This is a genomic window from Mesorhizobium sp. M1328, from assembly GCF_040318075.1.
In the GTDB taxonomy this organism is placed as follows: domain Bacteria; phylum Pseudomonadota; class Alphaproteobacteria; order Rhizobiales; family Rhizobiaceae; genus Mesorhizobium.
This window is the reverse complement of sequence record NZ_JAMYLO010000021.1, coordinates 36,682-63,515: the sequence shown is the minus strand read 5'-3', so window position 1 is coordinate 63,515 and position 26,834 is coordinate 36,682. Positions and strand designations below refer to the sequence as shown.

General features: G+C 59.8%; 20 protein-coding genes and 8 pseudogenes. 6 read left to right on the top strand and 22 right to left on the bottom strand.

Annotated features, from left to right (window positions below; translation table 11 throughout):
- Nucleotides 1-19: 19 nt before the first annotated feature.
- The 9 genes and pseudogenes from NKH23_RS27855 to NKH23_RS27815 all read right to left on the bottom strand — a co-directional run bounded on the left by NKH23_RS27855 (nt 20) and on the right by NKH23_RS27815 (nt 9,006).
- Entirely contained in the window at nt 20-1,012 is a 993-nt protein-coding gene (locus tag NKH23_RS27855) for an adenosine kinase (RefSeq protein WP_353035824.1), read from the bottom strand.
- Nucleotides 1,013-1,122: 110 nt separating this feature from the next.
- Nucleotides 1,123-2,298 (bottom strand): methionine adenosyltransferase, encoded by a 1,176-nt coding sequence (gene metK / locus NKH23_RS27850; RefSeq protein WP_353035822.1) that lies wholly within the window; start codon nt 2,296-2,298, stop codon nt 1,123-1,125.
- Between the two features lie 54 nt (nt 2,299-2,352).
- A pseudogene (glyA, locus tag NKH23_RS27845) lies at nt 2,353-2,938 on the bottom strand (serine hydroxymethyltransferase); the annotation flags it as partial.
- Between the two features lie 551 nt (nt 2,939-3,489).
- Nucleotides 3,490-4,005, bottom strand: a complete 516-nt coding sequence (locus tag NKH23_RS27840) for a hypothetical protein (protein WP_353035820.1) — start codon at nt 4,003-4,005, stop codon at nt 3,490-3,492.
- A gap of 205 nt (nt 4,006-4,210) precedes the next feature.
- A complete protein-coding gene (locus tag NKH23_RS27835) occupies nt 4,211-5,107 on the bottom strand; it encodes a hypothetical protein (protein WP_353035818.1) in 897 nt (298 codons plus the stop codon).
- Nucleotides 5,108-5,131: 24 nt separating this feature from the next.
- A complete protein-coding gene (locus tag NKH23_RS27830) occupies nt 5,132-6,664 on the bottom strand; it encodes a Fic family protein (RefSeq protein WP_353035816.1) in 1,533 nt (510 codons plus the stop codon).
- A 401-nt stretch (nt 6,665-7,065) separates the two neighbouring features.
- Nucleotides 7,066-7,276 (bottom strand): annotated as a pseudogene (locus NKH23_RS27825) (bifunctional hydroxymethylpyrimidine kinase/phosphomethylpyrimidine kinase); the annotation flags it as partial.
- A 14-nt stretch (nt 7,277-7,290) separates the two neighbouring features.
- Nucleotides 7,291-8,451, bottom strand: a complete 1,161-nt coding sequence (locus tag NKH23_RS27820; protein WP_353035814.1) for a porin — start codon at nt 8,449-8,451, stop codon at nt 7,291-7,293.
- Nucleotides 8,452-8,613: 162 nt separating this feature from the next.
- Nucleotides 8,614-9,006 carry a hypothetical protein gene (locus NKH23_RS27815; protein WP_353035812.1) on the bottom strand — a complete coding sequence of 131 codons (393 nt, stop codon included), beginning with the start codon at nt 9,004-9,006 and terminating at the stop codon, nt 8,614-8,616.
- A 489-nt stretch (nt 9,007-9,495) separates the two neighbouring features.
- On the opposite strand from NKH23_RS27815, the gene hemN reads away from it, so the two are divergent.
- A complete protein-coding gene (gene hemN, locus NKH23_RS27810; protein WP_353035810.1) occupies nt 9,496-10,836 on the top strand; it encodes an oxygen-independent coproporphyrinogen III oxidase in 1,341 nt (446 codons plus the stop codon).
- A gap of 227 nt (nt 10,837-11,063) precedes the next feature.
- Here hemN and NKH23_RS27805 read toward each other — a convergent pair.
- Nucleotides 11,064-11,404, bottom strand: a pseudogene (locus tag NKH23_RS27805) (PIN domain-containing protein); the annotation flags it as partial.
- Between the two features lie 733 nt (nt 11,405-12,137).
- Here NKH23_RS27805 and NKH23_RS27800 point away from each other — a divergent pair.
- Complete coding sequence (locus NKH23_RS27800; RefSeq protein WP_353035808.1) at nt 12,138-12,824, top strand: isopentenyl transferase family protein; 687 nt, start codon at nt 12,138-12,140, stop codon at nt 12,822-12,824.
- Between the two features lie 166 nt (nt 12,825-12,990).
- On the opposite strand, the gene NKH23_RS27795 is transcribed toward NKH23_RS27800, so the two are convergent.
- Nucleotides 12,991-13,275: a hypothetical protein gene (locus tag NKH23_RS27795; protein WP_352973285.1), complete on the bottom strand. Its 285-nt coding sequence runs from the start codon at nt 13,273-13,275 to the stop codon at nt 12,991-12,993.
- 119 nt (nt 13,276-13,394) lie between these two features.
- On the opposite strand from NKH23_RS27795, the pseudogene NKH23_RS27790 reads away from it, so the two are divergent.
- Nucleotides 13,395-13,694, top strand: a pseudogene (locus NKH23_RS27790) (transposase); the annotation flags it as partial.
- Nucleotides 13,695-13,767: 73 nt separating this feature from the next.
- Here the strand turns inward: NKH23_RS27790 and NKH23_RS27785 are convergent.
- Nucleotides 13,768-14,730, bottom strand: a complete 963-nt coding sequence (locus NKH23_RS27785) for an NUDIX hydrolase (protein ID WP_352469024.1) — start codon at nt 14,728-14,730, stop codon at nt 13,768-13,770.
- A 147-nt stretch (nt 14,731-14,877) separates the two neighbouring features.
- On the opposite strand from NKH23_RS27785, the pseudogene NKH23_RS27780 reads away from it, so the two are divergent.
- Nucleotides 14,878-15,094: pseudogene (locus NKH23_RS27780) on the top strand (3-methyl-2-oxobutanoate hydroxymethyltransferase); the annotation flags it as partial.
- Nucleotides 15,095-15,373: 279 nt separating this feature from the next.
- Nucleotides 15,374-15,973, top strand: a complete 600-nt coding sequence (locus tag NKH23_RS27775) for a cold-shock protein (RefSeq protein ID WP_352492847.1) — start codon at nt 15,374-15,376, stop codon at nt 15,971-15,973.
- On the opposite strand, the pseudogene NKH23_RS27770 reads toward NKH23_RS27775, so the two are convergent.
- The 8 genes and pseudogenes from NKH23_RS27770 to groES all read right to left on the bottom strand — a co-directional run.
- A pseudogene (locus tag NKH23_RS27770) lies at nt 15,948-16,495 on the bottom strand (ABC transporter transmembrane domain-containing protein); the annotation flags it as partial. The gene NKH23_RS27775 and the pseudogene NKH23_RS27770 overlap by 26 nt on opposite strands.
- A 32-nt stretch (nt 16,496-16,527) precedes the next feature.
- Entirely contained in the window at nt 16,528-18,183 is a 1,656-nt protein-coding gene (locus NKH23_RS27765; protein WP_352942977.1) for an MFS transporter, read from the bottom strand.
- A 1,580-nt stretch (nt 18,184-19,763) separates the two neighbouring features.
- Nucleotides 19,764-20,766, bottom strand: a pseudogene (locus NKH23_RS27760) (HPP family protein).
- Nucleotides 20,767-21,409: 643 nt separating this feature from the next.
- Nucleotides 21,410-21,643, bottom strand: a complete 234-nt coding sequence (locus NKH23_RS27755; protein ID WP_352610578.1) for an ABC transporter permease family protein — start codon at nt 21,641-21,643, stop codon at nt 21,410-21,412.
- Nucleotides 21,644-21,741: 98 nt separating this feature from the next.
- The gene (locus tag NKH23_RS27750; RefSeq protein ID WP_352610655.1) at nt 21,742-21,891 is read right to left on the bottom strand and encodes a hypothetical protein; all 150 of its coding nucleotides are present in this window, start codon (nt 21,889-21,891) and stop codon (nt 21,742-21,744) included.
- Nucleotides 21,860-22,015 carry a hypothetical protein gene (locus NKH23_RS27745; protein WP_352610576.1) on the bottom strand — a complete coding sequence of 52 codons (156 nt, stop codon included), beginning with the start codon at nt 22,013-22,015 and terminating at the stop codon, nt 21,860-21,862. The genes NKH23_RS27750 and NKH23_RS27745 overlap by 32 nt, the downstream gene beginning before the upstream one ends.
- 186 nt (nt 22,016-22,201) lie before the next feature.
- A complete protein-coding gene (groL, locus tag NKH23_RS27740; protein WP_352823524.1) occupies nt 22,202-23,857 on the bottom strand; it encodes a chaperonin GroEL in 1,656 nt (551 codons plus the stop codon).
- 65 nt (nt 23,858-23,922) lie between these two features.
- Nucleotides 23,923-24,219, bottom strand: coding sequence for a co-chaperone GroES (gene groES, locus NKH23_RS27735; RefSeq protein WP_352453535.1), 297 nt, complete (start codon nt 24,217-24,219; stop codon nt 23,923-23,925).
- Between the two features lie 290 nt (nt 24,220-24,509).
- Here groES and NKH23_RS34710 point away from each other — a divergent pair, with 290 nt between their 5' ends.
- The gene (locus tag NKH23_RS34710) at nt 24,510-25,535 is read left to right on the top strand and encodes a S46 family peptidase (protein WP_502901337.1); all 1,026 of its coding nucleotides are present in this window, start codon (nt 24,510-24,512) and stop codon (nt 25,533-25,535) included.
- Between the two features lie 728 nt (nt 25,536-26,263).
- Here NKH23_RS34710 and NKH23_RS34705 read toward each other — a convergent pair.
- Both NKH23_RS34705 and NKH23_RS27715 read right to left on the bottom strand, forming a co-directional pair.
- Nucleotides 26,264-26,470, bottom strand: a pseudogene (locus NKH23_RS34705) (NrtR DNA-binding winged helix domain-containing protein); the annotation flags it as partial.
- 61 nt (nt 26,471-26,531) lie between these two features.
- Nucleotides 26,532-26,774, bottom strand: a complete 243-nt coding sequence (locus NKH23_RS27715; protein WP_352496597.1) for an aspartate 1-decarboxylase — start codon at nt 26,772-26,774, stop codon at nt 26,532-26,534.
- Between the last annotated feature and the right edge of the window lie 60 nt (nt 26,775-26,834).

Below are 26,834 nucleotides of genomic sequence, written 5' to 3'. Positions count from 1 at the left end.
CTGGTTCTTGGCTCCCCACCTACAGCAATACCGCCTGCTCGGCCTCTCGGCGCAGATTCTGCCTTGGCCTTGGGCCGATCTGCTGGATGACCAGCCCGGCCGCTAGCGAGCCGAGATCGCCGCACTGCTTCAGGCTGCGGCCTTGCGTGTAGCCGTAGAGGAAGCCGGCGGCGTAGAGGTCGCCGGCGCCGGTGGTGTCGACCAGCTCGCGGATCTTGGTCGCATTGATGGTCACGGTCTCGTCGCCGCGCACGATCACCGAGCCCTTTTCCGAGCGGGTGACGGCGGCGATCTTGCAGTCCTTGCGGATCCGCGCCAGCGCTTCGTCGAATGACGCGGTCTGGTAGAGCGACTTGATCTCGTGGCTGTTGGCAAAGACGATGTCGACGGTGCCGGAGCGCATGAGATCGAGGAACTCGTCGCGGTAGCGGTCGACGCAGAACGAGTCCGACAATGTCATCGACACTTCGCGCCCGGCGGCATGGGCGAGCTTCGCCGTCTGCCGGATCGCCTCCTTGGCACGCGGCGGGTCCCACAGATAGCCCTCGAAATAGGTGACCGCGGCGCCCGACGCCTTGTCGGCCTCGACGTCCTCCGGGCCGAGCTCGACGCAGGCGCCGAGATAGGTGTTCATCGAGCGCTCGCCGTCCGGCGTGACGAAGATCATCGAGCGCGCCGTCGGCGGTTCGCCGTTAAGCGGCCTGGTGTCGAAGGCGACGCCCTGGGCATGGATGTCATGCGCGTAGATTTCGCCGAGTGCGTCGTTGGAGACTTTGCCGAAGAAGGCGGCGCGGCCGCCGAAGGAGGCGACGCCCGCCGCCGTGTTGCCGGCGCTGCCGCCGGAGGCTTCGATGGCCGGGCCCATGCGGCTGTAGAGCAGTTCGGCGCGCCGCGTGTCGATCAAATTCATTGCGCCCTTGATGATGCCGTTGGTCTCCAGGAACGCCTCGTCGCACTGGGCGATGATGTCGACGATGGCATTTCCGATACAAAGCACGTCATAGTCCGGCATAATTCATGTCTCCGCCAAAAAACCCACCGGCTTTCTGGCATGCCGGCCGCGGGCCGGTCTGGCCAGTGGGAATGGGCTTTCCGCTTGCCAATCCGTTCGGCGCCAGCCCCTCACGGGGCGGCAAGTCCTGCCTCGCGACGCAATTCGTCGGCCCTGTCTGTCTTCTCCCAGGTGAAGTCAGGCTCTTCACGGCCGAAATGGCCATAGGTCGCGGTCTTGCGGTATATAGGGCGTAAGAGATCAAGCATCTTGATAATGCCCTTCGGTCTGAGATCAAACAACTCAAGAATGAGGCGCTCGATCCTTCTTTCCTCAACCCTCGCTGTCCCGAACGTGTTGACCATGACAGAAACCGGACTGGCCACGCCGATTGCGTAAGCAAGCTGCACCTCGCAGACGTCCGCAAGTCCGCTAGCGACGATATTCTTTGCGACATACCGGGCCGCATAGGCAGCTGAGCGGTCAACCTTGGACGGGTCCTTGCCCGAAAAGGCGCCGCCGCCGTGACGACCCATCCCACCATAGGAATCGACGATGATCTTGCGTCCAGTGAGACCGCAGTCGCCGCGCGGCCCGCCGACTACGAACCTCCCCGTCGGGTTGACCAGAATTCTGATGCCTTCCGTCTCCAGGTGGGTCGGCAGGACAGGCTTTATGATTTCCTCAATGACGCCCTCGCGGACCGTCTCTTGCGAGACCTGCTCGTCATGTTGGGTCGATACGACGATGGTATCCAGGGCGACCGGGCGCAACCCCTCATAGCGCACTGAGACTTGGGATTTCATGTCAGGACGCAACCAGCCAAGCTGTCGTGCTTTCCGGACATCTGCCTGTTGTTTCGTCAAGCGATGTGCGAGCTGGATCGGCAAAGGCATCAGAGTATCGGTTTCGCGGCATGCGTAGCCGAACATGAGGCCCTGATCTCCCGCTCCCTGTTGGAGGTCCTGCCCTCGTCCCTCGTCAACGCCCTGGCTGATGTCGGGCGACTGCTCGGTGAGTGCATGGACGACGGAGCAACGCCGGCCGTCAAAGCCGACGGCCTCGTCGTCGTATCCAATATCGAGAATCGTATCGCGCGCAACTTGGCTATAATCCACCTGCGCATCGCTGGTAATCTCGCCAGCCAGAACGACCATCCCTGATTTTACCAACGCTTCACAGGCGACGCGCGCCTTGGGATCGGTGCGGAGGATGGCATCGAGGATGGCATCCGAGATGTTGTCGGCCAACTTATCCGGATGTCCCGCGCCAACCGATTCGGAAGAGAACACGAACTGCCTAGCCATGAAATGCCTCGCTTCGGGTGTTGGAGTTGTATGGGGCATTTTGCTTAGCCCACCTTACCTGTCGGTGAGGCCCGGGACCTCGAACGCAGCGCACAAGTAGGGAATGTCTCTTCGCACGCAGGCATGGAGATCTTTGTCTTCTGGCTCGCCGGAGGACGGAGTCCATGAGGCCAGCAATTTGCACGGTTTCCACATCGCGCAAGCCCATTGACGTCACTGCTGGCGACCCCAGGCGAATTCCGCTTGTGACCTCAGGATGGCGCGGGTCCCCCGGCACCATATTAAAGTTCGTAATGATGCCTGCCTTCGCTAACCGCTCGGCATAGGCCTTGCCTGATAGTGGTCGATCGCGAAGATCAAGGATCAGCATGTGATTGTCAGTGCCCCCGGTGACCAGGTCATAACCTCGGTCCAGAAGCGCGTGGGCCAGAGCCTTGGCATTTTTGACAATCTGTTGGCCGAAACTGCGGAAGGACGGGTCTGCGGCTTCCCTCAAAGCGACAGCTAGCGCCGCGATAACATTCATATGGGGGCCGCCTTGCAGTTGAGGGAAGACAGCGCGATCTATTCGTCTGGCGAAATTGCATTTGCCCTTCGAATGATACTGCGCTTGATAACGATCTTCATTCCTTGACAAAATGACGAGTGTCAACATTGGTCAGGACCAAGCCACTTGGAAAGCCTGGGCACTCGTCCTGCTGAATTTGTCATTTCGCGTTCTCCACAGATGTTGCGGCTTTCGAACCAAATTATATGGTTGGTTGTCCATCGACCGGACAATGTCGGTGGCTGTGAAGATACTGTTTTGAGCCGATATGGCTGTGTCGAACAAACAAGATGGGCGCTCTTCTTGCCATTGCCTTTAGCCGAAATTGCACGCAGTTCGGCGGGTCGGAGAATAAGCGGCGCCACGGTTTGGACCCCACTGCCTTCAGACGTTGCAATAAGCCTAGCATTCACAGCGAACCGGAGTTGCTAAGAGTCTATGAATTTCCTTGATGGATCTGTTGCAACGTTTGCCCAGCCCGCTCGTGCTCCCGGCTTGCAGCGGTCAATCTCGTGCAGACTGACCGTGATGCAAAGATGACAAGGAAGGTTCGCTTTCAATCCGGTCTTCTTCCTGGCCAAGTGGTCCGTAGTCTCATAACTGTGGCCTAGACAAAAGCTGGGCTAATCAGCGGTATGATGTCGTTAGCGTGGTTGGGCCACCAGCAGGTCGACGCCAAGATCGACACGCGCAATTTCCCGCGCTACGAGAATGTCAGTGACTGCGCGCTCTAGTGAGACGAAAATGGACTGCCGTGCTACGGTTGCTCCATTATAAGAGCGGTCGAAATCGCTGATGTTTGCAATACAAGGAGCCGCATAGAAGACGTTTGACGGATAGCGCGCCTCAAACCGAAGAAGCAGTTCATGCTGACGCGACACATCCCTGCGCATCATCGCAATCCGAAAAAATGGTATCGACAAACCGGGACAATGTCCGCTCGCAACCTCAAAGGCAGTTCCTCGCTTCATCAGCTCCGGAAGCTTGTACTGGAAAAACAGCGGAACCCCTGGGAAATTGATGCGGATGTCAAAGCCAGAATGCCCCTCCTGTATGAGGTTTGGAAAGACCGGCGCGCCTACAGGTGCGGCTGACGATGACCGGATAAGGTTTTCGGTGAAAGCATACCCAAATGAGAACTCCATGTAGCCCACCTTCATTCAATTCTGCTTTCGTGCTGAAGTTTATCCGGGCTCTTTGCCTGCAGCCGAGCAGACCCTATAACAGAAAAAACTATGTATACTTGCGATAGTCTGAGCTTATCGATTCCTCGGATAGATATTTAAAGAGCTCACCCACTCTTCTGGCTGCTAGAATGGGAATGGGAAGCTTCGTTGATTTTGGTAAGCGACAAAACCTCCTGCGCTATCTCAGCGATTCCCGGCGCAGATCGCCGATAAGTTTCGGGCTTCGCGAACAGCGCCAGAGTGCGTAGCCGATATCTTCAACCGGGGCGGCGGCTTCTCCCTCGCCAGTGCCGAGCGCGATCCTATGCGTTGCGCATTCGGCCAGCGCGCCGTCAAGGCGCCCCGCTTCCGTCGCGCTGCCGTAAAGGTCTAGGAACCACGCCAGCGAATAAGACCAGTCGGCAGGCAAGTCCTGCCCATTGTGATCCCTTGCGACGACGGCCACGACGGCGTTGCGGCCTTCGGGCGTGCGGGGCTCTATCCCAAGGATCGGGTATAATTCGGGTGTCGGCTGCTGAAGGATACGCGCCGGGACGAGCGACAGTGCTTTCTCCAGCGAGGGAGGAAAATCCTCCAGTTCTTCGGCCAGTTCGGCAGCTTCTCTCCTTCGTCCCTCGCGGCGCGCTTCTACATATTCTGCCGCAACCACGGCAACGGTGCGCTGCGCCCGTTCAGCGGTGCTGGTGGCAATCAGCTCGGCCGGAATGTCACCATCCTTGATCGCCCAGTGCGTACGGTGCTGTTCGAACTGTTGAATGCCCAGCCGGTCCGCAATTCTCAACACCGCTGACCGGTCGAGAAAGGCATGTTTCGGATCGGGCTCGAAGGTGAAGGCCAGTTCGTGTCCGCGCCGAACGATATTGCGTATGCGGCTGTGCCGGACCACGCGCGCGTGCGGGCCTCCCGCCCCGACTTCGTACATCAAAAGCGCCGGGATTTCCTCCAGCCGGCGCAATGTTTCAGGGCGCGCGAGGTCGATAGCCTCGGCCTCGGCGCCGCTATATTCCTTGAACCGGTCAATGGTTGACGTGAACGGCGGCGTTTCCCACCACTCGCCCCGACCCGAGACAAGCAAGTTAAACATGGCACACCACCGACCTCACGCCGCCTTCTCCATGGACCACTTCACCCGTTCGCCGAGAAAGGCGGCGAACGTTTTCACATTCATATTGCCGCTCGCCTCCTCCAGCCCTGCGAGGTAGGCCTTCCGGTCATCGACTCTGACGACTGTCCAGGGGTAACCGCCTGAAGCCAGCATCGCGTTCATGAGGAACCGCGCCATTCGTCCGTTGCCGTCCGGATAGGGGTGCACATAGCCCACAAGCCAATGCCCCAGCACGGCACGCACGGAGGCCTCCTTCTCCGCCTCCAGCAGGTCGAACAGCTCATTCATACCATCGGCCACCGCTTCGGTACGCGGCGGCACGTGCTGCGAGCCGCGCAGGTACACAGGGTGATTGCGATATCCCGCAAGCGCGCTGGCTTTGAGGATGCCGGCGGTCACTGACGGCGCGAACAGCTCCCGGTACCACTCCCGGTGAGTGTCCCGCGTCAACGCGCCGGCTGGCTTGCCGTTGATGATCGCGGCAACAGAGTCTTTGACCTTCTGGAATGCGAGGTAGTAGCCACGCGCGGCAAGCGCATCTCGGTTCTTGCGGTCCTCTTCATCAATCTCCGGATTCCAGCTCCCCTCGCGCACCCGGTCGATGAGTTCCGGGGTGACGCTGTACCCTTCTATCGACAGCGAATGGTAGGCGTCGCTTTCGTAGATATCCTCGACGAACTTCATATAGGCGTCTTTGTCGGACGGCAGTCCGGGTGCCTTCGGGAATATCTCGATGATGGCTTCGCGCTGCGATTGCCAGATCGCGCGCAGGCGGGCGACCAACGGCGGTACGCCCGCCGCAATAGTTGTCACTCCAATTTGTCCCGCGAACGGATCGGATTCGCGCACGTCATAGCCGGCGGCTTTGAAGGCGGCCACGATTTCATCGGCAAAGGAGTCGCGTCCTACGCGACGGAAGGCCCCCGCAAGCCGTCCCGCCACGGCGGAATGGCCGCCATCAAGCAGCAGGGCCAGAACGGTTGATACGTCGCGCACCGACGCCATGGCGATCTGCATCTCGATAGGGGCGCGCTGGAAGAACGCTTCCGGCACCCGGGTAAGGGCGGCCTCGACAGTGAACACGCGCTGGCCGTTTTTCTCTGTCAGTTCGGCCGGCATCTCCTTGACCTTGAGGTCATAGAGCGAAGTGCCGAACAGCAGGTCGATTTTGTTATTCGTGCCTTTGGGGGTGTTCACCACCACCTGAGGCGGAATAGTGGGCGCTTCCGCGTGCAGAAGCAGCGACTGCTCCGGTGACAGGAACCAGTCCTTGCCGAACCGGTCATTGCAGTAAAGGGAGCAGAACTCCCAGAAGCTCGCGTACCAGGGGGTGGTGTCTTGCTGCTGTGCCTGCGGGCCGGTCGACATGAGCCAGCCTTTGATAACATCGCGCAGGAACCCGTTCTGCAGCAGCCGCTCCCGGTGGACGCGGGTCAGCTCATCTGATTTGAATATGCGTCGCCCACCCTCCTGCAGCTCTTTGAGGACGGCCAGTGATACAGCGAGTTTTTCATGGGGCTTGGCCATGGCCGTGCCTTTGCAAGTTTTTAGAGCTGTGCGATTACAAGTATATAGTGCTGATAGGCGACAAGTCAATGATGCTGTGGAGTTGCAAGTTTTTTCTGTCGTGCAATAACAAGTTTTTTATGCGATAATCGGCAATGCGATCGTTTCCATAGCAGCGCGAAGGATCGTTACCCGGATGGGCCGAGACCCAGCTCCCCCGCAGGCTACGCAGGGGCTCGGGGCGAGCCTAGAGCCTGGCCCTCCGAAGCGCTTCGAAGGAGGACGCGCCTCTTTGAAAAACTCGCCCGTTGTGCATCGTGGGTACCCGTAAACGCGAATTCTCAAAGGAAAGACGCTCCTTACCTCTCCCTCCCGCCACGATCATCACGGCCGCGCCCGCGCTCACTACGCCGCGACGCCCGCGAGATCGCTGCACGCATCTGATCGGCCACCAGACCGGGTTGCAGATGAAGGATGTCCGTGACGCTGTCGTGTGTTTGCACCGTCACCGCAGTGACGGCAAGGCAGCTGCGCACGCCCATGGAGGAGAGCGTCTCGATATTCGCGCGCGATTCCGGCACCCCCACTGGAGTCCGATCCGCCGACGACAAGTACATGCGATGCCTGCCTCAGCGCCCTTTCATCCGTTAGAATGAGCGTTCGAAACGCAGGATTCCGCCGACACTGCTCTTCTTGTTGGCGTTGGTCCAATTCATGTTGGAAGCGCCGTCCACCTTGCCGACGGCGAAGTTGCCGTAGCGGCCATAGTCGAGTTCCGCCGTAACTGTGAAATCTGGAAGAAACGCATAGGCGACGTTTGCAGCGACACCATGGTTCTTGAGCTGATCACCGGAGAGCTGAAGGTTGAACGAAGTTGTCTCGTTGAGCTTGTAAGTGGCGCCAGCCCAGAAAGCCCAGTTCCCGCCCCAACTCTTATAGAAGCCGCGACCATGAGCGTCGATGGCGTTCGTGGATTCGTCGTTGAGCTTGCCGTTGGAACCGTAGCCGAGCATTCCGAACAGCAACAGTTCGTTGGTGACATTGATGTCGACACGGACCTTGGCGGCCACCGATTCGTAGTTGCTATCATAAGCGGCAACGCCGGTGATCGTGCCCCAGCCATGTGTGTATTTCAAGCCGCCGACTACGTGCGGTGCGTAGCTGTCGATTGTGCCGACCACGCCCGAGCCTTCTTCGAGCGAAACCACGGCCGAAAAGCCGTTCCCGGCGTCGAAGTAGTACTGAACCACATTGGTATCGAAAGAGCCGTACGGAACCGGCGTCTGGTTGAGTACGTCACCCGCGCCGCCAATAAACATGTCGAAGGCCGACCAGTCCTTACCAACTCGGAGGCCACCAAGCTGAATCCAGGCGAAAGTCAAGGTGCTGTCTCCGTTGAAGGCATAGGACCGAGAACTGTCCGAAACCGAAGTGTGGCGGTTGCCGAAGTTCATGCGGGTTTCGGTGTAGGTCTTCAACGTGCCGAGTTCGGTCTCCTGGCCGGTCCAAGTTTTCAATGTGAAGCGCGTGTTGTTTTGCCATGTGCCCTGATGCTCACCAGTCCTCACATCCGAGGTTCTTGCGTGATCAACCAATCCGACATGGCCCAAGCCGACGTCGTAACGGACATAGCCGCCGATGCGCACGCAGGTCTCAGTGCCTGAAATGTAGACGTAGCCCGAGCCGTAGACGTCGCAGACTTTAACGTACTCAGTCGGGTCAGGCTCGGCAACGGCGGTCACGGCGCGAGCGTCGGAAACGGCAATCAGTGCCGCAGTTGAGCCGAGGAGGAGGCTCCTAATGTTCATTGTTGATCTCCGTTCAAAGAGTAAAAGGAATGGACGTCAGTGATGAACTCTTGCTAAGGAAACAGTCGATAACGATGCGCATTGAGTTGAATTTGAGCAGTTTTGATGCGCTCGTCACGCCAGATATTCATCAGAAATTGAGAATATGATTGGGTGTTATTGTTACAAATATGCAATTGTTATTACAAATATAATAATCGCCGAAACGACGCCATCCAACATTTCTGTACAAATCATCCCCGTCATCTCCGCTAGTTGTGGGCGGGCCGTCACAAAGGCTTCTACTGCAAATGACGTGCCATCCTGACGACGCAGCTGCGGCTTGAAGCTCAAGTGTGCCGGCGGACCTTGGTTCGCTCTTCCTTCCTTTTTGCCTTGCGGATCAACCCGAGCACGAACGGCAAACGTTTCGGCTACGGTTCGTCTGTTCGCTTCGCGACAGTTTCGTTCAATGGCGACAGCTTTGTTTGCTGTGAGCCCCGGCGTTGAGACATCATGCGGCGGCACCGCTCGGCCGACGCCGTCATTTTGGCGAGCGCGATGATCGGTAATCACGCGCTGACGCGCAGCCTTGCCTCCACCACGGAGTCAGTAGGCGCGCCGGCCTTGGCATTGCGGCCGACCTGACGGTCGCGTCGAGCAGCCTCTCGTCCTGATAGACGGCGCGCCACAGCTAATGCTTCTTGCCAGCAATTCACACAACGAGCTCATCGAGATGCCAGAGATCACTATGGGGCTGCGCTAGCTGGCGAGCAAAGTCTGGTCCCAACGCCGTGTTATCTCATTGGATGCGGCAGCCGCGCTCAGCAGAATCTACTCGACCAGGCGCAGGCTGAAGGGAAGGGATGGTGGAACCAAACGGTGCGCGTGAGGGTCGCGGCGGGAACAGCCATGGCCAGTCGCTGACCGTCCAGCCAAGACTGAACGGCCGCTATTGCTGAGAAATACAAGTTTCGAGACCAAAGCGGAACGGACTGACATAGCGCAAAGACACAGGCGAGCGCAGCGGTAAGATTGGTGGTTATCAGCATGGGACGGTAACTGTTGCAGACCACAAAATATCGCGAGGCCGGCCTGCCTTGGTACACTATCTATCCGACTGTGTCGGAGTTCTCTGGGGCGGTCGGCGCCGAGGCTTATGAGGAATGGCTCAGGAACCTGCCGGCTGACGATCCGGTGTCGCTCTATTTCCACGTTCCGTTCTGCCGATCAGCTTGCTGGTATTGTGGCTTCCCCACCACCATCACCCGCCATGATGCGCCGATCCTCAACTATCTGGCGGCCCTGCGTGACGAGATCCGTTTGGTCTCGGAGCGAGCGCCGCAGACGCTGCCCGTGAGCGACATGCATTTCGGCGGCGGAACGCCGTCTCTCATAGGACCAGCCGAGTTCCTGGCTCTGATGGAGTTCCTGCGACGCCGCTTCGCTCTCACGAAAACAGCTACGGTTGCCGTCGAGATTGATCCGCGCACGTTCACGGCCGAGATGGCCGAGGCCTTAGGAGCAGCCGGCGTGAACCGTGTGAGTCTCGGCGTGCAGAGCTTCGATCCCATTGTTCAAAAAGCAATCAACCGGGTTCAGAGTGAGGCGCAGACGTCGGCTGCCGTGGAAATGCTGCGCCGGCATGGAGTAAGCCGCATCAACTTCGACCTCATCTTCGGTCTCCCGCATCAAACGGTGCAGTCCTGCGTCGAGACCGCGAGTGCGGCGGTCGCAATGCGCCCCGACCGGCTTGCGGTGTTCGGCTATGCGCACATCCCGTCGCTTATAAAGAATCAGCGCCTCATCGAGGAGGCAGTTCTTCCGGGCAGCGCTGCCCGCGCCGAACAGTATGCGGCCGTAGCCGCGACGCTGATTGCCGCCGGCTACCGCGAGATCGGGCTCGACCATTTCGCCTTGCCGGACGACGAGCTCGCGCTGGCACAGAAAACGGGTCGCCTGCGGCGTAACTCGCTGGGCTACTCGGCCACCACCTGCAGAACCCTGATCGGTTTCGGCGCGTCGGCTATCGGCCGCGTCGGCGAGGGGTACATCCAAAACGAAGTTACACGGGATTCCTACATCCAGCACATCGCAGCTGGCCGTCTGGCGACGTCAAAGGGCTATCGCCTCACCGACGGCGACCGCGTGCGAGCCGCAATTATCGAGCGACTAATGTGCGATCTCGAGGCCGATGTGCAGGCAATCTGTGCCGCCCACGGATCTGATCCGATCCGTCTTCTCGATTCAGCTGAACGCTTGGCGATGCTGGCCGAGGACGGGATAGTGGACTTCGAAAACGGTTTTGTCCGCGTACGGCGGGAGCATCGCTTTGTAATTCGCGCTGTCGCTGCCGCGTTCGATGCTTTTCTCGATCGGGATGGCCGTAAGCATAGCCACAGGTGAGGGCAAGCATCCAACCGGAAGCTAAACTCGACGCCCTTGGCCGAGGCCTGTCATGAAGCGCGCGTCAAGGATGCGAAAAGCAGAGCTGATCCGCCTATTTCATCTCATCTTCAATGACATCGACCTCGTGGCTGCCACCGAGGCGTTTCCATATTGATCGTGGTAGGTGCGGGGCATCTGGGTGTTTCGCCGTCAGCGCATGAATATCCCCGCCATGTGATGGGTCAGGAAATCGCGGTGGCTGCAATCAGCCCGTCCATCGATGACAGACCGCGGCCACGCCGCTTCGCGAGGCCCGTCAGGTCGCCCCAGGCCAGGGCAACCAGTTCGTCCACGGGCAGGACTCTCGGCTCGAAGCGCTGCGGCAGGTCCCGGGCGAGCCATCCGGCCAGTGCGTCACGTTTCCGACCTTTGTCCATGAGGGCAGCGCCGCGCCGGATCTCGGCGATCGACACACCGCTGATAAATGAGCGGTCTTCATCGAGCCCGTCATCCATTCCAGCACGCGCGCGTCAGGGCTCGGCCTCGTCACCTCGGAGAGGCCATTAGTGTCGAGCAAGAGCCTCACAATGGCAGACCATGCGGTTCATCGCGTAGCCGCTCGATGTCCAGTTCGGCGTTGCGCAGCGGCGATGCGCAGCGAGTGCCCAGAAAACAGCAACCAGCTCCCCTTCCGGAAGATCGGAGCGGACGCCACGCAAAAAGCGCCAAATCCTTGGCGCCGGCGGTCTGTGTGTTTGCGCGCTGGCGGCTTTGGTGTACTCCTGTGCCGTTTCGACGAGGCTTCCAGCCGGACCGGCAGGGGAGGAGGCTTTGGCGGCGCGGCCGGCACACGGCCCACCTCGAGGACGAGATCGACGATGTCGGGCAGATCCTCGGTCGCCTCACAAATCGGTGAGGTCGTCGGGACACCGTCTTCCACTTTTGTTGATCAGCCGCCTTCCTGGCCATGTTCCGAGACAATAAGTCGCCCGTGCGCCGCCGCCTCGATTAACCCAAGACGCGCAAGGATCTTTTGCCGGAGACAACGAGGTCACCATCCTGCGGTGCCGCGTTGCGTCACAGTCGGCATGAGATGTGCAAAGTGGACCGTCGTCAAACGTCAAACAGAGGCGTTGGTGACTGGACTGAACGACCAGAACGGGCTGCTTGCGCCCTTTCGGACTTCACAAAGTTCGAAAATGGCGTCGTTTCAGGGCATAATCGCCGCTTGTCAAAATGTTTGCGACAAGTCCGGTGAAAGCCTACCGAGTATCTTGTGCTTGGGGGGCGGTTAGTTCCGAAAACTAAGTGGCATACACATGCTAATCTATTTGATTTACGGGCCGACCTGCAGCGGCAAAACAGACGCGGCAATCCAAATTGCACGAGAGACCGGATGGCCGGTCATTGCGCTGGATCGTGTACAATGCTGTCCTCAAATCGCCACCGGCAGCGGGCGTCCCTCGGATTCCGAACTGCAATCTACCCAGCGGATCTACTTGGATTCGCGCCCGCTAACCGCGGGCATCATCGACGCCGAGACCGCCCATCGTAAGCTGATAATGCAAGTGGATGAGCGTAGTTCCCAGCCGGGGCTCATCCTCGAAGGCGGTTCGATCTCCCTTCTCAATTTAATGGCGGGAAGTCAGCATTGGGATGGCGCTTTTCGGTGGCATGTAAGGCGGTTGCGGCTCGGCAACTCGGACGCCTTTCTGGAGAGAGCCAAGCGTCGGGTCACAGACATGTTTGTCACAAGAGAAGGACAACCTTCATTGCTGCAGGAACTTGCGGATCAGTGGAAGGAAGATGCAGTCCGTCCCACTTTGGAAGACGTTGACGGATATCGTTGCGCCATTCATTTTGCGAGAGAGCACAGCTTGGCAATCAGCGAAATGCCGTGCCTTCGCAAAGAGCTCCAACAAGATCTTGTAGAGGCGATTGCGAGAGAATATCTCGAATATGCGCGTTGGCAAGAACGCGACTTTCCAGAATGGCAAACTGAGTGAGCAAGCCTCCCCGGACCTCGCCTGCGGTGCGGGCACGGTAGCTCCTGAGAATTGCGCTAAGTGGTTTGCTGAAGCAAGCTAGTGCCAGGCGACATTAGGTCCGTGTGGCAGCGGAAGGATTGCTTTCGCCACGGTGACTGCGGAGGAGGCGACATGGCTGCACTGCTCATTTCAGGCATGGGACGGAATGTACTGATGACAAAGTGCTGCGCGGTTCGTAGCGACCGCTACCGTGGCTGACTCGCGAACTACTATCCGCCAGCCCAGTCTGTGGCGTCGTCTCGGCTTTCATCGCCACCGCCTTCGCCCAGGAAACGCCCGAGGCCGCAAGCGTCGCCTTGGCAGTGCGGCACCCGGCAAGATGGGCGGTCATCGGCCCTATCTGATCGACGGGGAGCACCGTGCTTTCGTCCTGGGCGAGGTTGAGCGAGATGCCAACATGACGCTTCATCAATTGACGGCGGCACTGGCTGAACGTGGTCTCCTGCGAGCGTCGGTCGCTTCCTGCACCGCGAGGGCAAGAGCTTCAAGAAAACCGTTCTGCCGGCCGAGCAGCTCAAGCCAAAGCTGATGCGCCGGCGTGCGCAATGGATGCGCTATCAGACCCGCATTGACCCTACGCGCCTGGTCTCCCTGGATGAAACATGGGTCAAGACCAACATGGCGCCGTTGCGCGGCTGGGGTGTGCGCGGCAAGCGGCTGATGGCCCACGCACCATATGGCCATTGGAAGACGATGACCTTCATCACCGCGCTGCGGCATGATCGGGTGGAGGCGCCTTGGGTCATTGACGGACCCATCAATACGCAGGCCTTTCGCGTCTATGTCGAAACCGAACTCAACAAAACACTGAAGCCGGGCCACATCGTCATTCTCGACAATCCCGGTTCTCACGAGGGCCAAGCCGTCCGCGACATCGTCAGGGCTGCTGGCGCAAGGCGGGTCAAGCCCGCGAGAGCGGCAATTTTGTTCCGGCTATCACCCTCTCGTCGAGAACGGCGTGACGGAAGCGATAAAGTTGCGCCGGCCGGCCGCCGGTTTCCGCGGTTGTTTCACCGGTCTCCTCGACCAGCTCCTGCTGCTCGATCAGCCGGCGAAAGTTCGGCTTACGCACGAGCCTGCCGGCAAGCGCCTCCACGGTGCGCTGCAGCTGCAAAAGCGTGAAGACCGGCGGCATCAGTTCGAATACGACCGGCCGGTATTTGATCTTGGAGCGCAGCCGCGCAATGCCGGTCGCCAGGATGCGACGATGATCGGCGATCATCGATCTGCCCGACACCGAGGTGGGCGCAGCGGAATGTCCGGCGCGTATTGCTTCCTCCACCAGGGCGGCTTCGTAGAGCAGCTCATAACGTTGAAGCGCGAGTTCCTCGTTCCAATGGCGGTCGTCGAAGCCGAAGGCGATCGCCGCCCGCCGTCGTCGGTCGAGGCGTGTCGTACCGTCGTCAGTGCCATCCGCCCATTCCATCAGGCGCGGCCGCAATTCGTCCAACACGACCGCCGGTGTGCCGGAGCGGTGATCCTCCCACGGGAAATAGTCGTACCAGCTTCCCCAGTGTCGCCCGGCCGGGTCGCCAGCTTCGTCTTGGTGGGTGAGCGCTAGATAGCTGATAGAGACCACGCGGTCGTCAGCGCCAACCCTGTCGCGATCGGCGAAGGTGTAGAGCTGTTCGATATAGCCGAGCGGCTGGCCGGTCTGTTGTTCCACCCATCCCCTGAGGCCCGACTGCAGCGAACGGTGAGCAAGCTCGAACGGGCCGGAGGGCAGGGCGTTTGCCTGCGGGATGGTCAGAACGCAGGGGGCGCTGCTGTCCATGGCGACCACAACGGCGATCAAGTCCGCATTGACGTCGTTGGCCTTGCCTCCAGCTCCGCCTTTCCTAATCCCTTTTGCGCGATCGTCCATGGTCCCCGACGTCGTTGAGCAGAGCCCTGCCGCGTAGGCGGCTGAACCGATTGAATTCCGTTTTTGTCTGATAATTGTCGGCGCGTCAACACCACCCGTCGTGGCGATTTTAGCTCTTCGCAGCTGCACAAAAAGTGCCAACGCGACATCCGTGCTTGGGGAAGGAGGCCCATTGAGTGCGCCGATTCAAAGCTCGTCGATCGACATTGCGACGTTGTTCTCGTCGGCGACAGCGCGGCATGGTTCTCCACGGCTTGGCGTCGACGCTGGGCGTGACGCTGGAGATGATGATCATGCACGGTCAGGCCTGCCCCGTGGCCTGGAGCCGGCGCAAATGGTCGTCGACCCGCCGTTCGGTTCCTTTTGAAGAAACCCGGAGCAGGCTTTCCGCAATGCCTGATAAAGCCCTTCCAGTGCGCCCGCGCCAGCATCATCGCACTCTCGCTCCAACACAACCTATGCGAGTCAGTAAATCGACTCGCCGGCACTATTGTTTCAGGGGAAATGAATCTAGTTTCAGAGGGTTCGGCCGACAGGCCGGGCACAGCTGCGGTCTTCACGGCCTTTTTGACATAAACGCGTCGCCCGATTGAGATTATCTTGACGGTAGCGCAGTGCGCCATCCATGCCAGTCGAGATGATCATGGGCAAATATCGAGACCATCGCGAGCCACGCCGGCATCGCTATGACGATGACCCCGTTTCCTTTTCGGAACGGACTTCCGAGCCAAGCTATTTTCAGCGCCCGCCGACCGTGACGGCAGATCCTGTCGATGCGGAGGTATTGTGGTTCACAGTCAGCAAGGGTTTTGGCTTCGTCAAACTGTCGGACGGCACGGAGGCCTATCTGCACGTGCGAGTGTTAGAGGCGGCCGGAAGCCGGGATGTTGCCGCGGGAACGCCTCTCAAGATCACGGTCGAAAAAAGTCCAAAAGGTCATCAAGTCGCGCAGGTACTGGAGATCGGCGATCACCGCGCGAAAACTCCGTCACATACGCGCGTCGCTGGAGGGACCTTCGTTGAAACCGGTGCGCAGCTGGAGAGCGGGGGCACGGTCAAGTGGTACAAACCCGAAAAGGGCTTCGGCTTCATTGCTCCTGACAACGGTGAGAAGGACGTCTTCGTTCATGCCAGCGCCCTGACGCGCTCAGGGCTCAGCGTGCTGGTGGCGGGACAGAAGGTGTTTGTCGAATGCGGGCAAGGCAAGAAAGGCTGGGAAGTCCGGAGCATTCGCCTTGCCTAGACGGCGATGCATTGCTCGCCTCGAAGGTGATGCCGGAGAGCGTCGGGCGGCCGCCCGAGCCCGCGTAGCAGAAACCGACATTGTCGAAGCGCAGCACGCCGTCGGTGACGACGAGATCCCTGGCGCCCGCCGCGTCCTCGATGTCAAGTTCGGCGTCGAGCAACTCGAACAGGCGCGTGCCGCAGGTCGAGGCGCGCGCGAACGAGTTGACCATCAATCCGAGCTAGCGCACCGGCATCTGCAGAATGGTCATGAAGGTGAACAACAGGGCCAGCATGCCGACGCTGATTTGACCTGCGATCACTTTCTGGCCACCGAACCAAGAGCACCAGGCCCATGGCGGTCAGGAACGAGAAATTCATGGCGCTGGTGTTGCCGACACGGATGTCGACGCGCTCATTGGCGAGATCACGCGTCCTGCTTGGCGCGGTCGAACTTTTCCAGCTCGTGCGGCTGCGCGGCGAAGGCACGCACGACACGGATGCCGCCGAGATTCTCATCCATCACCCGGATCTTTAACGATCGCTGATGCCCAGATATGGGAAGGTCAGGCTTCAATGACGGGGAAGGTGAAGGATTGACTGGTCGGGTTTCCGGGCCGAGCTTGTCGGCCGCTCAATCGAAAGCGTCATTTGAGGCGCTTCTTCTCCCGCGTGTAACTGGAAGACACGCTCGTCCAGTTCCTTGTCTACTTCCGTGAGACGATGATTGAGCCGAAGGTAGTCGGTCCAGGTCGGCGTGCGGAACGTTTCTGTCCACTGCATAGGCTTCTGAAGGTTGCGCTGGAGCGTCCAGTTCCGAGCACCGACGCGGCTGTGTACATGACGCCGCTGCCGCATGAGGTCGAGGAAGGCCTCGACATTTCTCTCGGCTATCAGATATTCGATCTTGACCACGATCGGGCCGCTTCTCGGCTTCAAACTGAGAGCGACAGCTGGGGCGTCGAATTCCTCCAAAGGATCGGGCTCGGACTCACGGCGCTCGCGAAGAGGAAACAGAACGCCGGCTGCAGCGACGATCAGAAGGGCTACAGCGGAACCCTCGAGCGCCCAGGTCAGCGAATGGTTCTGGGAAACCGTGCCCCATACCCAGCTGCCGACCGCGATGCCGCCGTCTATCAATGCGTAGTAGATCGAGATTGTGCGACCCACGACCCAGCGCGGGCTCGCCAGCTGCACGCTCACGCCAACCCCCGACCAGGCGGTGACCCAACCGGCGCCGCCCAGGGCGAGTGCAATTGCCGCCACAGCGATCGAAGAGGTCAGAGCCAGGGAGAGGGAGCACGCCGCGCAGGCGAGGCAGGAGAGCCTCATCAGCCTTTCTTGCGACAAGCTCCGTCTGAACAGGCTGTTGGAGAGGCCGGCGAAGACGGCACCGGTCCCGAAGCCAGCCATGAGCGCGCCATAGGCGAGCGGACCTCCTCCCAGCTGGTCGCGGACAACCACCGGCAGCAGCGCGAGTATGGCGATGCTCGCCAAGCCAAAGAGGGTTCCGCGCGCGATCGCTGCCTTGATTTCCGATGACATCGCCGTGAAGCGCAGTCCGTCGTAGATCGCCGTCCTCATCGACTCGCGTGGAAGAGGGGACGAGCGAACCTTCCACTTGCAGCGCCAAATAGTGACCAAGGGTACGAAATAGGTGAGCGTGGTCACGGCGAATGCCGCCATGAGGCCGAATGAGGCAACCACAATGCCGCCGAGCGCCGGGCCCACAGTCCTGACAGTGTTGAAGCCAACAGAAAGCAGGGTGACGGCAGCGGGAACATCTCGTCGGTCCACGATATCGCCGACCGACGCTTGCCAGGCCGGATCATTGAGAGCACCGCCGCTTGCGATCAAGAAGCTGAAGCCAAGGATCATCCACGGACTAACAAAGCCCAGCGTCACGGACGCGGTCAGCATCGCGGACGCAATCACCATAAGGCACCGACCGGCGAACATGACCCGGCGCCGGCTGAAATTGTCGGCGAGAGCCCCGGCGAAGACGGACAAGACGAAAGCGGGCAGGTTCGATGATGCCTGCACCAGCGCAACCATCAGATCCGAAGTCGAGATCGTTGCCATCAGCCAGCTGATGGCGACGGTCTGCATCAGCCAGCCGAGACTCGAAACCTGCGTGGCGAGCCAGATCGAACGAAAGGTGGGCTGCAAAAGTGGCCCAAAGGTCGTTGGTGCAGCCAAATCTTCGTTTAATCCAGCCACCCTACTCATTTTGCGACCCTTTGCTTCCCGTTATTGTCGTTTCCCATGTAATCTAGGCTGAACCGTGGCGGCTAGAAGAATAGAGAGAAACTGTTTGCCTTGCGGCACAGTTCCTCGTGATTAAGGGTTGCGGCCGAGACGCATGCCCGAGCCGGCTCACCCCGCCTTCGAAGACATCACGGGGTGGAGCCCGGATTCTTGCTCGTCGTTTGACGCAGCATGCTTCATCAACGGGCACTTTGCCGAGCGATGCCTTTTCGCGAAACGGGACGATGTTCTTTCGTCGGAAACTCTCTCCAACGGCGTTCGATGCGCTGAGTCTGGCTTGGGGCGAGGTGAGGGCTTGCAGATCTTAGACAGGATTGATTCCTGATAAACGCAGACGGTTGCCGGGCCGCGATCGAAGAGGCGCGCCCTGCTGCTTCAGCTTGAACAAAAGTCTGACGCGCTCACACATGCCATCGACGACTTTCTGCTCGATCTGATGGGGCTGGCTTTCATTGTTGAATGTTATGGACGCGGCTTTGAACTTTTGGCGCGAACGCTTGCCCGTAGAAGACTGGCAAAGGTCAGGCTTTTGTCGGGGCGGTGGACTCCGCCAGGGGAGAAATGACACGCAAAGCCGGATGGCTGACGCGACGGTCGCCCCGCGTTCCGCACAGTGACGAAGGTAACGGTACGGCTCTTCGGCAGATGGCGCATCCTCATGGTAGCGTCTGGCCGTTCCCTCTGATGCCTCGGCTCCACACCTATCCGAACAGGCCTGATCCTGGAGGGTCCTCGAAGTGGGCATGAGGGCGATAGGCCGCGTGGTTGGGGTACCAAGCGTAGGCGCGGTATTGGGCTGGAAATTGGCGACGCGCGACGAAGAAGTCCGAGATCAACTCGTGCAATGGCAATTCCTAACACCGTGGACGTGTTGGAGCAGCCTCATCCTCCTAGTCAAGAACGTCATCAAGGTTATAGGATTGATGCGCGGCGAACCCTCGGAACTCAGGATCATGTTGACATCGCTGTTCGACAGAGCCGACTTCGCGCAAGGAAGCCACATCGTTTCGGAATTGCTTATCGCATGGTCTATCGTCGGCCTAGTCAAACCCTTGGCGCGGCGAGGAAGCGGCGGTCGTCGGCGTGATGCATGACGGGAGTCGGCGGCGGCTCACCATAGGCGAAATGCAGGAACCAAAGGAAAGGACCACCTGCATGGAATTGCGAACCGCGTCCTCGGCGTCTGAGCCGCGACCCTTGCCAAGGATCATTCAACCCGCGACGTAGAGCTTCAAGCCAGCCTTGGACATGCGAACCGCGCTACCATCGTTGCAGAGGAGCCGTCCACCAGATGGTTCCATTTGTAGTCCGCGCCTTTGGTCGACATAGCGGACTGGCTCTGGCCACCGGCAAGGTTGAAGAGTGTTCCGTTGTTGCAGTCGTACTTGGCCTACGTGAACCAGATGCCTGAGCACGCGGTCGCGTTTCAGGGTTGATCTACTCGTAAAAAGGAATTGTCTTAGGCGGAAGGCCGCACTTAATACCACTATCCTATTGGCGCCCCATCGGGTTCCCGGATTGAGCAAGTCCGGATCACTATTTTATGCCGCTGCCAGCGTTGTGTCCGCCATGTGCACGCGCGCTGCCGCTGCCAGCAGGTCGGTCTGGGTGATCAGCCCAATAATGCGTCGCTCGGCATCGACGATGACCACGGCATGGCTGCGGCCGTCGGTGAGCAGCGGCAGCAGGCTCATCGCCGGCGTATCGGGAGAGGCGGTGCCAGCCTTCGACATCACAGCCCTCACCGCGTCGGTCGCCTTCGTCAGCTCGCGCAGGCCAACTACACCGACCAGCCCGCCCTCGGCGTCGGTCACCGGCAGCGCTGATGTCCTCGCACAGCAGGGTGCGGTGGGAGCGCACCATCGCCTGCAACTCGACCTGCCGCAGCAGCCGCTCAAGATCGTTGCGGTCGATATCAAAGGTTTCCTCCAGCGCGCCGAGCGCGGCATCGATATCCTCGGGCTGGAAGCCGACCCGCTCCCGCGCCGGCGGATCGATGGTTCCATGCGCGCTTTTAAGGGTGGGGGCCGCCACATGTGGATAGTTGCGCCGCGACAGTTTATGGATGCCGTAGCCGAGTGCGACCAGCACGATCGAGTTCAGCGCTACCGGAACGAAGGGAAACAGCAAGCCGGAACTGAAGACGGCCGGTCCGCCGAACACCGCAGTTAAGGCGGCGGCGCCACCCGGCGGATGCAGGCAGCGCGTGAACGACATGGCGGCGATGGCCAGCGCCACCGCAATGCCGGTAGCAAGAACGGGTTCACGCACGAAATGCGCCACGATCACCCCGACCAGCGCCGAAATCGTATTGCCACCGATAATCGACCAAGGTTGCGCCAGCGGGCTTGAAGGCACGGCAAAGAGCAGCACGGCCGATGCTCCCATTGGAGCAACTAGCAGTGCGACATGTGGGCCAGACCCGTTCGCCAGCGCACTGATCACGCCAGTCAATGCGATGCCGATCATGGCCCCGATGCAGGCGAGCAGCCGCTCGCGCAGCGTTGCACCGGCAAGGATCGGAACAAAGAGACGAAACGCCATGGCATACCCTTGGGCGAGTGGTCGGAACTCCGCGCTCCGCAATGCAGGCAAAGCCACAGATTTGGAAGTTAAGCCAATTCGGAAAGTCGGCTCACGGGGGAATACTTTTGCGCGAAACGGCCATTGCCAAATGGGTGCAGACATTTTGATCGGCCAGAGAAGGCAGACGGCACGCTGATCCGCTCGAGCGCAGCTAGAGGCCAAGGGCTGCCGTGCCGCGGGCAGCCGGAAATGGGGATGGTCGGAGGTCGAGCTGGGATGGACACTAAGGAATTCAGAGGCTTCGAAAAGCGTGCTGACAATGTCGGCATGGCAAGACAAATCAGGCCCTTGTCGCTCCATTTCCGAGGCGAACTCCAGCGGAGTACAGCTTCTACGCGGTGCTTGGTCTGCCTGTCCTTGCCACCATCGGATTCGTTGGCTGCTGAAACGTCCACCAGTAGCCGCTGAGAAGACGACTGCCGCCAGTGCCGTCGTGGAACCGCTATATGACGGCGGCGTGGTTACAGAGCCGGCTCGTGTCGATCGGGCGGGGGAGCCTGATGTGACGTACATGGTCCAGAAAGTGGCCAATGAAGGTGCTGGCATCGTCAACGTGATTAGGTCACGTAATAGCGGTAACACAACCGCGACCACGAGCCTCTCAGGCGTTCGATAAGGCGGGAAAATCCGATCGCCGGACCAAGCGCGATTCCGCCACACTGCCACACACGAAACCGATCAGGTCACGTTCCGGGCTCGCCAGAAGATTGGAGCCGAGACCACCTCGGCTGAACTCTGCCATGCCGCGGGCCGCCACCTCTCCCAGCCGCGGTAGAAAACGTGGGTCAGCAGCGCCGGCATGGGCGAGCAACTCCCAAATCGCGAGCAGCGCCATCGACACCGCAAGCGGCCGCAGATGTCGGCCGATGAAGCGGAAGGCCGGCGGTGCGATGGAAGCGCCGTGCGACAGCCTATCCCGACCTGCAATCGTGATCAGGCTGATCGTGGGGTCTCCGGACGCCAGCGTTGCAGATAGTTTTCGGCAAGCGTGAGCAGGCCGTGGATCACCAATTCGGTCAGGCCGACCACGATCATGGCCGAAAAAACGAGTTCAAATTGAAAGAGCTGACGACCATAGGCCATCAGGTAATTGGAGCCCTTCGAACGATGCGATGAGTTCTACCGCAACCAGGGTCTGCCAGCCGTTGGCAAGGCCTTCTCGCAGCCCTGTAAAGATCCACGGCACGGCGGAAGGCAGCACGATCATCGTGAGTTTCGACCAGCGGCTGAACGAAAGGACACGGCCAGACCCGTCTCACGACGACGCCGTTGCGCTTCGCCGCCATCAGCTGGGTAGAGGACTTGCACCTCCAAGCTGTCGATCATGCTCGGCACACAAAAAAGGGCGGCATTGCTGCCGCCCTTTCCGCTGTAGGTTGATAGGGGGCTGGGATTAGAAATCCATACCGCCCATGCCGCCCATGCCGCCGCCGCCCATGCCGCCAGGCATGCCGCCGCCAGCCGACTCCTTCTTCGGAGCCTCGGCGATCATAGCTTCGGTGGTGACCAGCAGGCCGGCGACCGAGGCCGCGTCCTGCAGAGCCGTGCGCACAACCTTGACCGGATCGACGATACCCATGGCGATCATGTCGCCATATTCGCCGGTCTGGGCGTTGTAGCCGAAGGTTGCCCCCTTGTTCTCAAGGATCTTGCCGGCAACGATCGATGCTTCCGCACCGGCGTTGGCCGCGATCTGACGGGCCGGAGCCTGCAGCGCGCGACGCACGATGGCGATGCCGGCGGTCTGGTCGGAGTTGGCGCCAGTGACGGTGATGGCCAGCGAAGCGCGCAGCAGGGCGACGCCGCCGCCGGGAACGATGCCTTCTTCGACGGCCGCGCGGGTCGCGTTGAGGGCGTCATCGACGCGGTCCTTCTTTTCCTTGACTTCCACTTCGGTCGCACCGCCGACGCGGATGACGGCAACGCCGCCCGCCAGCTTGGCGAGACGTTCCTGCAGCTTCTCCTTGTCGTAGTCCGAGGTGGTCTCCTCGATCTGCTGCTTGATCTGGGCGACGCGGCCCTGGATTTCTTCCTTCTTGCCGGCGCCGTCGACGATGGTGGTGTTCTCCTTGGAGATCGACACCTTCTTGGCGCGGCCGAGCATGTTCAGGCCGACATTCTCGAGCTTGATGCCGAGGTCTTCGGAAATGACCTGGCCACCGGTGAGGATGGCGATGTCTTCCAGCATGGCCTTGCGGCGATCACCAAAGCCCGGCGCCTTGACGGCGGCGATTTTCAGGCCACCGCGCAGCTTGTTGACGACCAGCGTGGCCAGGGCCTCGCCTTCGACATCTTCCGAGATGATGACCAGCGGCTTCGAGGTCTGCACGACGGCCTCGAGGATCGGCAGCATGGCCTGCAGGTTGGAGAGCTTCTTCTCGTGGAGAAGAATGTAGGCGTCTTCCAGATCCGCAACCATCTTCTCGGCGTTGGTGACGAAGTAGGGCGAGAGATAGCCGCGGTCGAACTGCATGCCTTCAACGACTTCAAGCTCGGTCTCGGCGGTCTTTGCTTCCTCGACGGTGATGACGCCCTCATTGCCGACCTTCTGCATCGCTTCCGCGATCATCGAGCCGACCGACACGTCGCCATTGCCGGCGATGGTGCCGACCTGGGCAACCTCTTCCGAGGTCTTGATCTTCTTGGCGTTCTTGATCAGCGTCGCGACGACGTCGGCGACGGCGAGGTCGATGCCGCGCTTGAGGTCCATCGGGTTCATGCCGGCGGCAACCGACTTGTGGCCTTCCTGGACGATCGACTGTGCCAGAACGGTCGCCGTGGTGGTGCCGTCGCCGGCGATGTCGTTGGTCTTCGAAGCAACTTCGCGGACCATCTGCGCGCCCATGTTTTCGAACTTGTCCTCAAGCTCGATTTCCTTGGCGACGGTGACGCCGTCCTTGGTGATGCGCGGTGCGCCGAACGACTTGTCGATGACGACGTTGCGGCCCTTGGGGCCGAGCGTGACCTTCACCGCGTCGGCGAGGATGTTGACGCCGCGCAGCATGCGCTCACGAGCGTCGCGGGAGAATTTTACGTCTTTGGCAGCCATTTTTTACTCCTGGGCATTTCGCCCGAAATTCAGATTGGATGGTGCGGATGAAAGGCGGCGGCGTGTCAGCCGATGACGCCCATGATGTCCGCTTCCTTCATGATCAGAAGGTCTTCGCCATTGAGCTTGACTTCGGTGCCCGACCACTTGCCGAACAGGATGCGGTCGCCGGCCTTGACGTCCAGCGGGACGAGCTTGCCGACCTCGTCACGGGCGCCGGAACCGATGGCGATGATCTCGCCTTCCTGCGGCTTTTCCTTAGCCGTATCGGGGATGATGATCCCGCCGGCGGTCTTCGCTTCGGACTCGACGCGGCGAACGACCACGCGGTCATGCAGCGGCCGGAAATTCGACTTTGCCATTTTTGGATTTCCCTGGTGCGGATGTTGAACGGTTCTCCGTTGCCGGAGCGTGGTTAGCACTCACCAGAAGCGAGTGCTAACGCGGCAGTGAGATAGGCCGTAGGCTCCTGCTAGTCAAGACGGAAGAGGGACGGGCGAAGAGCAAACGAGCGTGGAAGCACCGAGCCCTTTACGTGAAAGACGTCGGAGATCGGACATGAATGGGGCGGCTCACCATTTGTAACTGAAGGCTTTATTCATTTGGCACGATTGGTGCAGCGGATGATCCGCAAACGTTGCGCGCGACAAATATGAGAGGTGAACGCCATCAGCATGAACTCGAATTTGAAATGTTTGGCCAAAGCAACTGCCATCGCCTTGCTCTGGACGGTCACGGCTACGTCGGCGGACGAAGGTATGTGGATGCCGGGCCAGACTGCGGAAGTGGGCGCGGCCATGCGGCCGTCTGGACGCTGACCCGCTCAACGCGATCGTATCACTGGGCGGATGCTCCGCCTCGTTCGTCAGTCCACAAGGGCTGGTCGCAACCAATCATCACTGCGTGTTCGAATCCATCCAATACCACAGCAAAGAGGGCCAGGACTATCTCACAGACGGCTTTCTGGCGAAGAGCCCTGGGTGAAGAATTGCCCGCGGCGCCAGGCAGCCGAATCCATGTGATCGAGGACATGCGGGATGTGACCGCCGAAATACTCAAGGGCGTCTCGGACAAGCTGAATGGGTTTGCCCGATATGAGCGGCTCGCCACGAACCGCAAGGCCCTGATCGCCGCATGTGAAGGACAGCCCAATCGCCGGTGCGACGTAGGGGCCTATTATGGCGGCGCCTCCTACTATCTCCAGCAGAAGCTCGAAATCGAGGACGTGCGCCTTGTCTATGCGCCCGCGCTCGGCATCGGTAACTTCGGCGGCGAAACGGACAATTGGATGTGGCCGCGCCACACAGGCGACTTCGGCTTTTATCGCGCCTATGTCGCTCCTGATGGTTCCTCCCGGCCATATGCGCGCGACAATGTGCCTTACCGGCCGAAGAGTTGGCTACCCATAGCCTGTGCAGGCGTCAAGGAAGGCGACCTTGTGATGGTCGCCGGCTTTCCCGGCGCAACCCACCAGTTCCTGACGGCGGATGAAGTCCGGTTCAACTTCGCGCAATTCGAACCGCGATTGCAGCGTTCGCTCTCGGATTATGCCGCCCAGATCAAAAGGCAACGGCAGGCAATCGCGAGGCGCAGATCCATTGACCGCCCGCTTCACAAATTGGCTCGGCCTAAAACGCATGGGAAAAGCAGAAAAGGCAACAGATCGGCACCAGAATGAATATGGCCGCGCGAACTGACAGACGCGCCAACAATCGGCATCTCGCATGGTCGGTGGCACTGGACGTGGCTCCCACCCTGCTGGCGCGACTCCCCATCAGGTCGTCGGGGTTTCGCTGGCGAAAAAAACTTCCGCGTGTCTCTGCGCGATCCATCCCGCTTGCGCGTGCCTAGTCAACCAAAAAACTGACCATCTGCAGGATCAGGATCAGCAAAAAAAAGCCAAAGGCAGACGCCAAAACAGCTGCCAGCAGGACGATGCGTTGTTTCTTCACCCACAGTTCCCCCCGGGAGAGAGTCTAATGATAATCCTTAAAAAAGGCGCCATTGAACAGGGCGCCCTACGCTCATTTTGCAAATTTAAAGTTTAGCTTGCCTGCTTTATGTAATTAAACGTTTCTTTTATGCGACACTTCTCCAAGTGTTACTTGCACAAATCGAACGTATCGCACATTTAGACTAACTGTACATTCGATAGCGACTTTGACGCATGCGTTTACTGGCGGTATACATCCTTCACCGTTGCCGCAAGGCATTGGCCCACTCGCGAGGCACCTCCTTCACGACAAAGGTTGAAAGCCCGTCCTCGGGCGTTTCATTTCCAAGATCACTTCGATCCACTCATACGGGCTTCCCGAGCGAGACCGTGGGTTCGGACGGTGCGAATGAATTTCTCGTTATAATCGAATTGATTATAAGGGTATATTTCTACGTTGAGTATAAAGGATGTCAAGCCCGCGCCAGCGGCAATTTTGTCCGGGCGACCGCCGTTTCGTCGAGGACATGGTGGGGGAAGCGATAAAGCTTCGCCGGCCGACCGCCGGTGTCAAAAGCACTTTCGCCGGTCTCCTCCACCAGTTCCTGCTGCTCCATCAACCGGCGAAAGTTCTGCTGAAGCGCCCCTGCCGATGTAGTCGTCAACGCCGTCCGCGTCAGCGCATTGCCATCGGCGAGAAGCCAACGACATTGTTGATGACGAACGTAACGATCCGCGGCTTCAGACAGGAATGTGCGCTTCGTCCAGATGGATGGAGTGGGCTGGCAGGTTCCGGGCGGCCGCGCCGTTGAGGATGCAGCATCGAGAGCCGCGCTCGCCGAGGATGACATAGGTCGAGATTCGTGCGCCGGAAGTCTTGCTCCATGTCTCCACGAATCCATTGGCAGGATCCCGGGTTCTTCGCGTGGTCAGGGTCGAGCAGTATCGAACCGTGGTAGTTGAGCTTTGCTCGGTGACGTGGATGCCGTGCAGCTTGCCGGCGACTATTTTCGCATTGGTCCCGTTGTCCTATTCATCTCACAA

Coding starts and splice junctions, on each gene's coding strand:
- NKH23_RS27765 (WP_352942977.1), bottom strand. CDS start 18,183: ATGAGTAGGGTGGCTGGATTAAACGAAGATTTGGCTGCACCAACGACC.
- NKH23_RS27830 (WP_353035816.1), bottom strand. CDS start 6,664: ATGGCCAAGCCCCATGAAAAACTCGCTGTATCACTGGCCGTCCTCAAA.
- NKH23_RS27755 (WP_352610578.1), bottom strand. CDS start 21,643: ATGGCGCTGCTCGCGATTTGGGAGTTGCTCGCCCATGCCGGCGCTGCT.
- NKH23_RS27745 (WP_352610576.1), bottom strand. CDS start 22,015: ATGATCGTGCTGCCTTCCGCCGTGCCGTGGATCTTTACAGGGCTGCGA.
- NKH23_RS34710 (WP_502901337.1), top strand. CDS start 24,510: ATGAGAGGTGAACGCCATCAGCATGAACTCGAATTTGAAATGTTTGGC.
- NKH23_RS27750 (WP_352610655.1), bottom strand. CDS start 21,891: ATGGCCTATGGTCGTCAGCTCTTTCAATTTGAACTCGTTTTTTCGGCC.
- NKH23_RS27775 (WP_352492847.1), top strand. CDS start 15,374: ATGGGCAAATATCGAGACCATCGCGAGCCACGCCGGCATCGCTATGAC.
- NKH23_RS27795 (WP_352973285.1), bottom strand. CDS start 13,275: ATGAAGCGTCATGTTGGCATCTCGCTCAACCTCGCCCAGGACGAAAGC.
- NKH23_RS27785 (WP_352469024.1), bottom strand. CDS start 14,730: ATGGACGATCGCGCAAAAGGGATTAGGAAAGGCGGAGCTGGAGGCAAG.
- groL (WP_352823524.1), bottom strand. CDS start 23,857: ATGGCTGCCAAAGACGTAAAATTCTCCCGCGACGCTCGTGAGCGCATG.
- NKH23_RS27820 (WP_353035814.1), bottom strand. CDS start 8,451: ATGAACATTAGGAGCCTCCTCCTCGGCTCAACTGCGGCACTGATTGCC.
- groES (WP_352453535.1), bottom strand. CDS start 24,219: ATGGCAAAGTCGAATTTCCGGCCGCTGCATGACCGCGTGGTCGTTCGC.
- metK (WP_353035822.1), bottom strand. CDS start 2,298: ATGGCTAGGCAGTTCGTGTTCTCTTCCGAATCGGTTGGCGCGGGACAT.
- NKH23_RS27800 (WP_353035808.1), top strand. CDS start 12,138: ATGCTAATCTATTTGATTTACGGGCCGACCTGCAGCGGCAAAACAGAC.
- NKH23_RS27855 (WP_353035824.1), bottom strand. CDS start 1,012: ATGCCGGACTATGACGTGCTTTGTATCGGAAATGCCATCGTCGACATC.
- NKH23_RS27840 (WP_353035820.1), bottom strand. CDS start 4,005: ATGAAGGTGGGCTACATGGAGTTCTCATTTGGGTATGCTTTCACCGAA.